This is a genomic window from Megasphaera sp. AM44-1BH, from assembly GCF_003467125.1.
GTDB lineage: Bacteria > Bacillota > Negativicutes > Veillonellales > Megasphaeraceae > Megasphaera.
Genome location: NZ_QSFA01000035.1, coordinates 1 through 11,294 on the forward strand (window position 1 = coordinate 1; position 11,294 = coordinate 11,294).

Consider the following 11,294-nt stretch of genomic DNA (forward strand, 5'->3'; position numbering starts at 1 on the left):
ACCTTTGATGATGTCATCGACCTGTATCATTCCCTGCGCATCCCGTACCGCCGCAAGGCCGTATGGCTCCTGAACGATTCCACTATCAAGGCCCTGCGTAAGGTCAAGGACAACAACGGCAACTACATCTGGCAGCCGTCCGTCACGGCCGGGACGCCGGATACCATCCTGAACCGTCCCTGCTACTGCACATCCTTTGCTCCGGAACTGGCGGCCGGCAACCGTCCCATGCTCTTCGGCGATTTCAGCTACTATTGGATTGCCGACCGGGAATACCGCTCCTTCAAGCGGCTCAACGAACTGTATGCCGCCAACGGCCAGATTGGTTTCCTCGCAAGCCAGCGCGTCGATGGCATGCTGATGTTGAAGGAAGCGGTCAAGGCCCTGGAGATGAAGGCGAAGGGCTAAGCCATGCTGGTCAGCCTGGAAGAAGCCAGGGAATATCTACGGATTGATGAAGATGATACGTCCAATGATGACGTCATCCTGTCTTCCCTGGAAACGGCCCAGGCCTTGTGCCTGGACTTAGCCCGCTGCGAGGAAGCGGATGCCGAAGAGAATCCCGTCGTGTTTCATGAAGCCATCCTCTATGCCGCTGCCTTTTTGTATGAGCATCGGGAAGAAGCCGATTATTCCGGCCTGCTGAAGCGGCTGCGGTGGCTGCTGTTCGGGGTGCGGCGGAGCTGTTTTTGAAAGGGGGATGCCCATGAAGACCGGGCTTTTGAACAAACGGATTGAAATCCTGGGGAAGCAGGCGGCAATGGATGCGTACGGCTTCGACACCCAGACCGACGTCGTGGTGTACCGCTGCTGGGCATCCATCGAGCCTGCCCGGGGCAAAGTGTTCTATGAGATGGAACGCAAGGCGGACACGGAGTACAGCAAAATCACCATCCGCTGGCGTCCTGGCGTTACCCACGACATGAAGGTGAAGTACCAGAATCACCTGTACGATATCGATACCATCGTGGACCCGTACATGCGCCACGAAGCCCTGGAACTGTACTGCACGGAAGAAGTGAGGGGGACGGACAATGAGCGGAAATGACTTTGAGGTCAAAGGATTGGATGACCTTTCGGAAAAACTGCTTTCTATCATTGAAGAGTTTCCCGGCACTGCTGAAAAGGGCCTAGTGACGATTGGCAACAAGCTCAGGAAGGAATGCGTGAAGAACACGCCGGAAGGCAGCACGGGCAAGCTGAAGAAAGGCTGGAAGCACAAGGTGGAAGGCTATAACGGTTCGGAGCTGACCTATGAACTGGTCAATCGGCACCCGGTCCATCACCTGCTCAATAACGGCCATGTCAAGAAAACGCCGGGCGGCAGGACCGTTGGCTATTATGAAGGCCAGCATTATACGGAGAAATCCGTCAAAGCCTTCAAAGCCCGGGAATTGCAGCCAGGCCTGGAGAAACTGGCGAAAAAGCTCCTGAAGAAAGCAGGCGGCACATGATCCATGACATTGACATCCTGCAGGCCATACAGCAGAAGCTGAAGGAACGGTTCCCGTATCCCGTGTACCTGCAGGAAGTGAAGGAAGGGTTCTGTCCGCCAGCGTTTTTCCTGAAGACGATGACGGTGGCTTCGCCCCAGGGACGCAAGGAAGTGTACCGGGATACAGATATGTACATCACCTATATACCGCAGAAGCAGACGGCCAGTGTATCCATCTATGAAGTGCTGGCTGCTGCAGAAGACCTGTTCCGTGACGGGATTGCCGTCCAGGACAGGTTTTTTGCTGTCCGATCGATGAACGAGGAACTCATCGGGTCCGACAACGACGGCGGCCGGCTGACGCTGACCGTCCAGTACTACGATTCCGCCGATGAAACGGAAGCAGCCGAACGGATGAAAGTGCTGCATCAGCGGTATCGGGGAAAGGAGACAACGAAATATGAAAATGCCATCCATTAATGTCGTGTTCAAAGAAAAAGGCATCAGTGCCATCGAGCGCAGCGAGCGCGGCATTGTCCTCATGATCCTGAAGGAAGAAACACTGCCTTCGGTGACGGAAGTGACCCTGTACACGGCAGATGACATCCCCAAGGAACTGTCCGACAGCAACCGGGAGCAGCTAGAACTGGCGCTCCGGGGCTATGTGAACAGCCCGAAGAAGGTCATCGCCGAAATCATCAGCAGTGAAGCCGAGGACTATACGGATATCCTGAAGGTCATCGAGAACAAGCGCTTCGATTACCTGGTCATCCCGGACATCGGAACGTCGCACATCGATACCATCGCCACCTGGGTCAAGGGGATGCGTACCAATAAAGACAAGATGATCAAGGCCGTCCTGCCAGACTGTACGGCAGATACGGAAGGCGTCATCAACTTCGTCAACAAGACCATCCGCACGAAGAGCAAGACCTATACGACGGCCCAGTACTGCAGCCGCATTGCCGGCATCATCGCCGGGACGCCCATGACGATTTCCTGCACCTACGCACCGCTGCCGGAAGTCATCGGCTGCGATGTCTGGACGAAAGAGGAAATGGACACCATGGCCGGGGCAGGGAAGCTGTTCTTTTTCTTTGACGGCGAAAAGGTGAAACTGGCCCGGGGCATCAACTCCCTGGTGACCACCATCCAGGACAAGGGGACGAGTTTCCAGAAAATCAAACTCGTGGACCTGATGGATATGATGCACGATGATATCCGCACGACGGCCCAGGACCATTACCTCGGGAAGTACGCCAACAGCTATGCGAATCGCTGTCTCCTGGTGACGGCCATCCAGGGATATCTTGACCAGCTGGCCCAGGAAGGGCTGCTGGAACAGGACCAGAACACAGCCTATATCGATGTGGAATCCACGAAGATATGGCTGGAATCCAACGGAAAATACACCAAGGCGGAATTGGCAGACATGTCCGATATGGACATCAAGCTGGCCAATATCGGCAGCAATGTGTTCATCGCCGTCAAGGCATCGCTGCTGGATGCCATGGAAGACGTGACGATTACCATCAATATCTGAGGAGGTGAAGCCGGATGAACAGTATGGAAGCCAAACGGGTCATGAACGGCAAGTACGCCGATCTGTATATCGACGGCGACCTCATGGCCGAAGCAACGGCATTCAAGGCCGAGGTCACGCTGACCAAGGAAGAAGTAAAGATGCTCCGCCATGTGGGCAAGGGCTACAAGGTCACAGGCTACGACTGCAAAGGCCAGCTGAAGCTGCATAAGGTGTCGAGCTACATGATCCGGAAGATGAACGACAACATCAAGGCGGGCAGGCAGACTGTCGTGACTATCGTCTCCGTCCTGGATGACAAGGATGCTATCGGCAGCGAGCGCATCGTCATCAAGGATGCGACCTTTGACAGCCTGATTCTGGCCGACTGGGAAGTGGACAAGATGGGCGAGGAAAGCTACAGCTTCACCTTCTCGGATTGGGATTTACTGGATTTAGCATAAGGAGAACAAGCACATGAATATGGTAGACCGGCTGCTGAAAGCAGATGTAGTGAACAAGCTGGCCGAACGGCCTGAGAAGAAAGTGAAGATGGAACGGCTCTCGAAGCTGTTCGGGTTTGATTTTGTCATCACGCTCCGGGCCATCGATCCGGAACGCTATGCGGATATTCAGAAGATGGCCGTGGACTTCACCAACGGCAGTGCCGATAACATCGACATTTATCAGATGCAGACCCAGACGCTCCTGGCAGGGATTGCCGACCCAGACCTCAAGAACAAGGACCTGCTGGAAAAATTCGGGGCCGTACTCCCTGGCGACATCATCCGCAAGCTCTTCCTGGCAGGCGAAATCGCCGACCTCACGGCACAGATTACGGAACTCAACGGTTATACGACCCAGGAAAAGGCAGACAAAGCCGTAAAAAACTGATCCGGACCGATGGCGAAGTGCAGGCGATGTATCTCCTGTTCCGGGAGCATCACCTGCTGCCGTCAGCGGTCATGAAACTGGGATACGGTGAACGGCAGGTGCTGTATGCCTTCATCCACTATGAGATGGAAGAACGCAATAAAAAAGTATCTTCAGCATTATCGGATTAACTGCTGAAAATACGGCTATCTGGCATAAAGTCATAAGGTAGGCTCAATCCACTTAGATATTTCATAGACGAAGTCGCTTTTTTTCTTGCATTGTGGGTGGCCGACACGTAGTACATGAAAGGTTTGATTGCCCAGTGTGGAAATGGCTTCCTGCCAGGGCATTTTTCTTTTCCCAATATCTTTAAAACCGTTGTAATGAATATTATAACGGTCAAAGACGTTAGGGATGTAATCGTCATAATACCAAGATGTATAAAAAATGACATGAGTAGGATGTATTACCTTTAATTCCTGCTGAAGGACTTTTAGGTTTAGGATACAGTTGGATTTTACAAAATCTGAGGTAGTATCCTTTCCTCCGGAATTGTTGCATTTGACAATATTGGTAAATGCGATGTGTTCTATGGAATCGTCACCGAATATTCTCAGAGTGATAGCACGAGTATAGCTCCAGTATGGCCAGCTTTTGTTCCACAGAGATTCACGGGTATATTGAAAGGGATTGCGGAAGCCGTCTTCAATCGTGCCGGGATTGTTTCTGGCATTTTTACCGACAAATAGAATTCTCTTGGAAGTTTTATTAAAATCGGAACCTACGCACCAACAGCCAATCGGCAAGGATAAACGCTCTCTCTTATGACATTCTTCACAGATTTTGCAAGTTCCAAGTTCCATATGGTGATATCGTTCAGCTAATCTTTTTTCTGTTTCATTGAAATAGCGCATTGGAATTCCTCCGTAAAGATAGATTTCTTTTATCTTACTATATTTTTATAGCTGTAACAACATTGAGAGGTGATATCTATTGGCCAATAACGTCATCGATGCTGCTATCCGTTTGCGGGATTTGTTCACGCCGACGGTGCGGAGCGTCAATGCCATCCTGGGAACCATGAAGGCCCAGATGGCGGCGGCAAAACAATCGATCAGCGGCCTGTCGGACAAGCTGACGGAGCATGAGCGCATCCAGAAACGGACGGCAAAGAGCATCGAGCAGACGGGAAGCAAGATTTCCGGTATGTCAGACAAGATGGCCCTGCTGTCGGCACCTATCCTGGCGGCTGCGACGGCAGGCTTCAAGCTGCACAGCGACTTTGCCAATGGCATCGCCAAAATTTCGACTCTGGTGGATACGACGGTCGTTTCCATGCAGAAGGTCAGTGATGAAATCCGTGCTGTCAGCGATGAGACCGGGGCAGGCGTTGCCGACCTTTCCGAATCGGTCTACCAGGCCATCTCGGCGGGTGTTGATGCCGGCCATGCTGTAGGCTTTGTCAAGGATATGACCATCGCCGCCAAGGCCGGGTTCACAGATACGACAACTGCCGTAAACGGCGTCACGACCGTCCTCAATGCCTATGGTAAATCGGCAGAAGAGGCCACGGCGGTGACGGACCAGATGCTCCTGGCACAGAACTTCGGCAAGACATCCTTTGGCGAGATGGCCCAGTCCATGGGCAACGTCATCCCCATTGCGGCACAGCTCAATGTCAGCACCCAGGAACTGTTCGGTTCCATCGCCGTCCTGACCAAGAACGGTATCCGGACCAGCGAGGCCATTACAGGACTCAAGGCGGCCTACAGCAACATTCTGAAGCCGTCTTCTGAAGCGGCGAAACTGGCTCAGTCCCTTGGTCTTGAGTTCAACGCGGCTCATTTGCAGAGCGTAGGATGGGTGAAGTTCCTGGGCGAAGTGAAGCGGGCCACGGACGGTGATGCCGAACAGATGGCCCAGCTCTTTGGTTCTGTCGAGGGCCTGAACAGCATCCTGGTCCTGACGGGCAAGGGAGCCGGGGATTTCGATAAGGTCATGGACCAGATGGCCCAGTCTGCCGGCATGACCCGGGAAGCCTATGAGAAGATGCTGACCCCGTCGGAGCAGATGCAGATTGCTATGAACCAGCTGAAGAATGCCGGGATGGACCTGGCTGTTTCCTTTACCCCTTATTTCAAGACCATGTCCCTGCGGGTGAAGGAACTGGCGGCCTGGTTCCGGTCGCTGACGCCGGAGCAGAAGACGCTGATCGGCCAGGTGGCTTTCGGCATCGTGACCTTCCAGCTCTTCGGTTCCACCCTGGGACGGGTGCTGACGATAGGCGGACGGGCCTTTGGGACGTTCAGCTCCATCGCCGCGGGCATCAGCAAGGCCGGGAGCGTATCGAAGTATCTGGCTGCCCAGTTCAAGGGCCTCATCACGGTGGCAAGAGGCATCGCCATCGTTGCCAAAGGCATGGGCAGTACGTTACTGACAGTGGGCAGGCTGATGATTACGGTCATCCGGGCAGTCGGCGCAGCAGCGATGGCCAATCCCATCCTGATTGTCATCGCTGCCGTCATCGCAGGGCTGTATCTCCTCTGGAGCAACTGGGATACGGTTTCGCAGTATATCGAACAGGCCATCCAGGCGGTGTCGGATGCTGTGGATGCCGGGATGCAATGGATTGCTTCGGCCTGGGACGGAGCCATGAACGGCATCAGCGAGACGGCTTCCAGCATCTGGGAGAGCATCAAGGATACTTTCCGGAGCGGCGTGAACTGGGTTATCGACCAGGTGAACGGACTCATTGCCAGCGTCAACGGTCTGTCCATTGACATCCCGTCTCTGACAGGCGGGGCGCCGACTCATGTGGGATTCAATATTGAACCCATCAGTCATTTTGCCGGAGGCGTCGAGAACTTTGGCGGTGGTTTTGCGGTCATCAACGAAGATCGCCGGGGCGAGCTGGTCCACCTGCCAAACGGCAGTACCGTGGTCCCGCATGATGAAAGCATCCGGCAGGCTATGAACGCAGGCAGCCACGCCATCACTATCCGCATCGACACGATGAACGTCCGCAGCGAGCAGGACATCGATGCCGTAGCCGACAAGCTGGTGGAAAAGATCCGGCTGTACGGCATGAACCGCATGAAAGGAGCTACCATCTGATGGCCTCATTATTAGAATCCATCCTGAATGCCATCGGGCAGGCGTCACAGGATCTGACGATTTCCCTGGCTGCGGGCAGCTCTGTCGTGACCTTTCCCGTGCTGCCTTCGGAACTGATGGTTTCCGTCAATACGAATCATGGCACGGTGAATATCAACAACTACGGGGAGTATCTCATGAAAGGCAGGACCGGGCTGAAGTCCCTGACGCTGGCGGGATTTTTCCCCGCCCAAGATTATCCCTTTGCCATGATGACACTGTCGCCTTATACCTATATCGCCGAACTGGAAGCCATGCGTACAGGCGGCGAGGTCTGCCAGCTCACGGTATCGGACACGCCCATCTCCATGCCCTGCCTGATCAGCTCTTTCAAGTTCGGGGAAAAGGACGGCAGCGGCGATGTGTATTATGAACTGGCGCTGACGGAATACCGCTATGTCACAGCGGCGGAAACAGGGAAAACGGATCCGGCAACGGGGCTGAAGAAACGCCCTGAGTCGTTCTGGCAGAAACTGAAGAAGAATATCACCTATTATCCGGGCGACAGCATCGGCAACGTCGTGGGCCGGGCCGTCGGAAAATCGGTCACGCTCAATAAGGAGCAGTTCTCCAAGTTCCAGGTCTACCGCAGCATTATCCGAAACGGCGGCCTGAAAACAGGGGACATCATCCGGCTGACGACCATGAACCTGAAAAGGAATGATGAAAATGTTCCAGTTGGCAAAGATAAATAAGGCCGATACGGAAAACCAGCAGGCAGATAAACCGCAGAACACGGACTTATCTGCCTATGCCCTTTCCTATACCTGGTCGGGCGATGTGGAGCAGGCCGGGAGAAAGCTGGAATTTGATATCGCCTATACCACGAAAGACAAGGACTGGACGAATGCCGTTCTGGAGCTGGGAGATGAAGTGTGTTTTTCCTATACCGATGAGGTCACGCAGGAGACGTATCCCGTTTTTCAGGGGCGCATCTTTTCCCGGAGCCGGGACAGCGAGTCTTATTCCATGCGCTTTGTGGCCTTCGACAACATCATCTATCTGGCCAAATCCCGCATTACCCGGAAATACGCCAATGTGACCGTGGCGGATGCCATCCGGCAGACCATCCATGACTTTTCGATTGAAGCCGGGACGATGCCGGACCTTTCTGTGGTATGCAGTTTCATCGCCGATGACATCTCAGCGACCGATGCCATCAAGCAGGCGCTGTCTTACCAGTCGGCACAGGATGGCAAGGGGTATCACATCTACATGACGGACGGGAAGCTGAATGTGGTCTGTACCAATGACCAGGTGGTGGAGAACTTCCTTATCAGCGATGAAACGAATCTCACTGGGGCATCTGTGTCCGAGTCCATCGAAGACATGGTGTCGAAAGTAGTCGTGGTAGACAGTGCAGGACAGACGAAAGGAGAGATGCCGAATACGACCGACATCGAAAAGTTTGGCACCATCCAGGCCATCTGCAAGGCCGACCCCAAGCAGGACGATGCCTCGCAGGCCCGGGCCATGCTGAAGACCGTCGCCCATGACATGTCCGTCAAGGCGCTCGGCCATATCCAGTGCATCGCCGGCTTTTCCGTGGACATCCAGGAAGAACAGCTCAAAGGGCGGTTCTTCATCAAATCGGACAGCCATCGGATTGAGGGGAACAGGCACACCATGGAGCTGCATCTGGTCTTCCATAAACTGCTCGATGAGCAGAAACAGGAGCTTGACAGTGCGTCCTATAATGCGAACCCGGATTACGTGCCGCCAGCAGCGGCCGCTTCGGGCAGCTGGAGCGGGGCGTCCATGAGCGGGAATGCCGCCGGAGGCGATGTGGTGGATTCGTGCATGGAGAATTTTGATGGCACTGTTTCGCCTTATGGCTCCAATGGCTGCGTGGACCGGGCGACGGTTGCCGCAGCTGGTTATTCGCCCTTTGCTGCCCAGGAATACAACCACAACGTCAAAGGCTGCGACCAGCTCCGGGCCGATGCCGAAGCCCGGGGACTGGCGATTCCCTACGACCCGGCACAGCTGGAGAAAGGCGACATCATCATGTACAACCGCTACAGCAAGCCGGACCCGAACTGGCATGTCGTGGTCTATGACGGCAACGGCGGCTGCTGGGGCAATAGTTCCAGCGTGTACGGGTGTTTCCATCATTACGAAGGGAGCATCGACATGGGGAGCGACTATTATCCGGCGACCATCATCAAGACGTCAAGGGGGTGACGGGAAATGCAGAAAAATCCATATATCAGCCTGCTGAACCTCATGGAGCAGGTATCGCGGAGCAGCAACAGCCCGTCCATCCAGATTGGCGAGATACTCCAATCCCCGCCGGACATCCAGGTGAAATACAATGGCATCGTCCTGACCAAAGAGGAGCTGTGGATTTCCCATTACCTCCTGGCAGGCTATGGCAGGACAGCCCGGGGCCATCTGGTATCGGCTACGCAGAACCGGGCAGGCGGCAGCGGGGATGCGGCCTACCAGTCGCATAACCACGATATCCATAACGACTACACCGATTCAGTGATTACCACAGATACCTTGAAGCCGGGCATGAAAGTCGCCATCATGCCCATGCTGGTGAATGGGAAAATCCAGCAGTATGTGATTTTAGATGAGATTGTGAGGTTGGACGGATATGGCTGATCCTTTTGTGGCAATGGCATCCGGAGAGAATGCTGCTGCCAGAGAAACATTGCCGCTCCTTGCGGAATACGGTTATGACTTCGAGAAACACCGGTTCCGCTATGACGAGAACGGGAACAACATTACCGTTACGGAAGACGAAGCCCTTAAGGTGTGGATTTATAAAGCTCTGATGACAGAACGGTACAGGTATCTGGCCTATCACGATGAATACGGCATCACCATCGAACCATATCAGGGGACGATGCCCAACAACATTTATACGGCAGACCAGATCCGCCAAAACATCCGGGAGGGCCTTTCCATCAATCCCTATATTGCCCGGATCAACCGGGTAGATGTGGAACGGCAGGAGAAAGATGATTTGTTTATTTTAGTGGATGTGACATCCATTTACAACGATGAAAGTCTGACTGTCACCGCAGAAAGGAGCCTTGCATGAGCAATTTGTTCGATGCCCAGACTAAAGACCAGATTGAAAGCCGCATGGTGCAGACCCTGCACACGCTGACTGATACGGACAAGACGGCTATCGAGGGCTCGTTTGCCCGGGACATGATTGATACCAATGCTGTGGAATTTGAGAACAGCTATGCGGAGATGGCCATGCTGCGGGACGCGGCTTTTGCCGAAACAGCCTGGGGCGATTATCTGACGCTCCGGGCCGAGGAATTCGGCATCCAGCGGAAACAGGCGGTGAAAGCCAATGGCCAAGTGACGGTTACCGGGCAGTCCGGGGCTTACATCATACGTGGCAGCCTGTTCCAGACGAAAGACGGGCTGCGCTTCTATACGACAGAATCCGCTACGATTCCATCTGACGGAACCGAAGCAAGCATTGCTGTCCAGGCCGCAGATACAGGGGGAAAAGGGAATGTGGCACCGGGGACGATTACGGAAATCCCTTATTCCATCCCCAACGTGTACAGCGTAATAAACCCGGAGAAATGCACGGACGGGGCTGATGAGGAAACGGATGCGGCCCTTCTGGCACGGCTCCTGTTCCGGGTCCGCCAGCCCATCACGTCCGGCAACGCCAACCACTACCGCTCCTGGGCCATGTCCGTGGACGGGGTGGGCAACTGCAAGGTCATCCCACTCTGGAACGGGAACGGTACGGTGAAAGTCATCATCGTAACGGCAGAGAATGAATCAGCTTCCAAGGAACTGATCCAGAAAGTGTCCCGGTACATCGAATCCCAGCGGCCCATCGGGGCCACCGTGACTGTGGTATCTCCGGCACCCGTATCTGTGGATATTACGGCAGAAGTGTATGGCATCGTCAATGCCGATGCGGTGACAGATGCTGTGTCTGCCTATTTCAAGAATACGGGTTTCAGCCTGTCCTATGTCAGCCTGGCACAGATTGGGCGGCTCATTCTGGGCGTGAACGGGATTACAGACTACCGGAACCTGAAGCTCGGCGGCAAGGCAGAAAACATCCGCCTGACCAATGAGCAGATCCCGGTAGTCGGAAAGGTGGTGCTGAACCTTGTCAGCGAATGAATGGATGAGGCAGTACCCCGTTGATGTACTGGACTATCTGCCGAAATTCCTGGGGCAAGACCCGGTGTTCAAGAAGACGGCGGATACCTGCAGCACGGAGCATAACCGTCTGCGTCTGGCCTTGCAGGATTTGGTGGACAACTTCTTCGTGAACACAGCCACCTGGGCACTGCCGCTTTATGAATCGTTCCT

The 11,294-nt window shown here is 54.3% G+C and carries 16 protein-coding genes and 1 pseudogene; 16 read left to right on the plus strand and 1 reads right to left on the minus strand.

Going from position 1 to position 11,294, the window contains the following annotated elements:
- From DW949_RS12965 to DW949_RS13685, 9 genes are all read left to right on the plus strand, one after another.
- Positions 1-408 (plus strand): phage major capsid protein (locus DW949_RS12965; protein WP_118023617.1); only part of this gene is annotated, 408 nt, incomplete at its 5' end.
- 3 nt (positions 409-411) lie between these two features.
- Positions 412-693: a head-tail connector protein gene (locus tag DW949_RS12970; RefSeq protein ID WP_065360647.1), complete on the plus strand. Its 282-nt coding sequence runs from the start codon at positions 412-414 to the stop codon at positions 691-693.
- A gap of 13 nt (positions 694-706) precedes the next feature.
- Positions 707-1,048: a phage head closure protein gene (locus tag DW949_RS12975; RefSeq protein ID WP_233539604.1), complete on the plus strand. Its 342-nt coding sequence runs from the start codon at positions 707-709 to the stop codon at positions 1,046-1,048.
- A complete protein-coding gene (locus DW949_RS12980; RefSeq protein WP_118023619.1) occupies positions 1,035-1,454 on the plus strand; it encodes an HK97 gp10 family phage protein in 420 nt (139 codons plus the stop codon). The genes DW949_RS12975 and DW949_RS12980 overlap by 14 nt, the downstream gene beginning before the upstream one ends.
- Entirely contained in the window at positions 1,451-1,915 is a 465-nt protein-coding gene (locus DW949_RS12985; protein ID WP_118023620.1) for a DUF6838 family protein, read from the plus strand. The genes DW949_RS12980 and DW949_RS12985 overlap by 4 nt, the downstream gene beginning before the upstream one ends.
- A complete protein-coding gene (locus tag DW949_RS12990) occupies positions 1,896-2,978 on the plus strand; it encodes a phage tail sheath subtilisin-like domain-containing protein (RefSeq protein WP_118023621.1) in 1,083 nt (360 codons plus the stop codon). The genes DW949_RS12985 and DW949_RS12990 overlap by 20 nt, the downstream gene beginning before the upstream one ends.
- 14 nt (positions 2,979-2,992) lie before the next feature.
- Complete coding sequence (locus DW949_RS12995; RefSeq protein ID WP_022227242.1) at positions 2,993-3,421, plus strand: phage tail tube protein; 429 nt, start codon at positions 2,993-2,995, stop codon at positions 3,419-3,421.
- A 13-nt stretch (positions 3,422-3,434) separates the two neighbouring features.
- Positions 3,435-3,851: a hypothetical protein gene (locus tag DW949_RS13000; protein ID WP_118023622.1), complete on the plus strand. Its 417-nt coding sequence runs from the start codon at positions 3,435-3,437 to the stop codon at positions 3,849-3,851.
- 26 nt (positions 3,852-3,877) lie between these two features.
- A complete protein-coding gene (locus tag DW949_RS13685) occupies positions 3,878-4,021 on the plus strand; it encodes a hypothetical protein (RefSeq protein ID WP_199595929.1) in 144 nt (47 codons plus the stop codon).
- Between the two features lie 30 nt (positions 4,022-4,051).
- Here the strand turns inward: DW949_RS13685 and DW949_RS13005 are convergent, their stop codons facing one another.
- Positions 4,052-4,747 carry a hypothetical protein gene (locus DW949_RS13005; protein ID WP_118023623.1) on the minus strand — a complete coding sequence of 232 codons (696 nt, stop codon included), beginning with the start codon at positions 4,745-4,747 and terminating at the stop codon, positions 4,052-4,054.
- Between the two features lie 79 nt (positions 4,748-4,826).
- Here DW949_RS13005 and DW949_RS13010 point away from each other — a divergent pair, with 79 nt between their 5' ends.
- From DW949_RS13010 to DW949_RS13040, 7 genes and pseudogenes are all read left to right on the plus strand, one after another.
- The gene (locus DW949_RS13010; RefSeq protein WP_118023624.1) at positions 4,827-6,947 is read left to right on the plus strand and encodes a phage tail tape measure protein; all 2,121 of its coding nucleotides are present in this window, start codon (positions 4,827-4,829) and stop codon (positions 6,945-6,947) included.
- A complete protein-coding gene (locus DW949_RS13015) occupies positions 6,947-7,681 on the plus strand; it encodes a hypothetical protein (RefSeq protein ID WP_118023625.1) in 735 nt (244 codons plus the stop codon). Before DW949_RS13010 ends, DW949_RS13015 begins: the two co-directional genes overlap by 1 nt.
- Entirely contained in the window at positions 7,656-9,170 is a 1,515-nt protein-coding gene (locus DW949_RS13020) for a hypothetical protein (RefSeq protein ID WP_118023626.1), read from the plus strand. Before DW949_RS13015 ends, DW949_RS13020 begins: the two co-directional genes overlap by 26 nt.
- Before the next feature lie 6 nt (positions 9,171-9,176).
- Positions 9,177-9,596, plus strand: coding sequence for a DUF2577 domain-containing protein (locus DW949_RS13025; RefSeq protein WP_065360657.1), 420 nt, complete (start codon positions 9,177-9,179; stop codon positions 9,594-9,596).
- The gene (locus tag DW949_RS13030) at positions 9,589-10,038 is read left to right on the plus strand and encodes a DUF2634 domain-containing protein (RefSeq protein WP_118023627.1); all 450 of its coding nucleotides are present in this window, start codon (positions 9,589-9,591) and stop codon (positions 10,036-10,038) included. Before DW949_RS13025 ends, DW949_RS13030 begins: the two co-directional genes overlap by 8 nt.
- Entirely contained in the window at positions 10,035-11,102 is a 1,068-nt protein-coding gene (locus DW949_RS13035) for a baseplate J/gp47 family protein (RefSeq protein ID WP_118023628.1), read from the plus strand. The genes DW949_RS13030 and DW949_RS13035 overlap by 4 nt, the downstream gene beginning before the upstream one ends.
- Positions 11,089-11,294, plus strand: a pseudogene (locus tag DW949_RS13040) (YmfQ family protein); the annotation flags it as partial. The gene DW949_RS13035 and the pseudogene DW949_RS13040, both read left to right, overlap by 14 nt.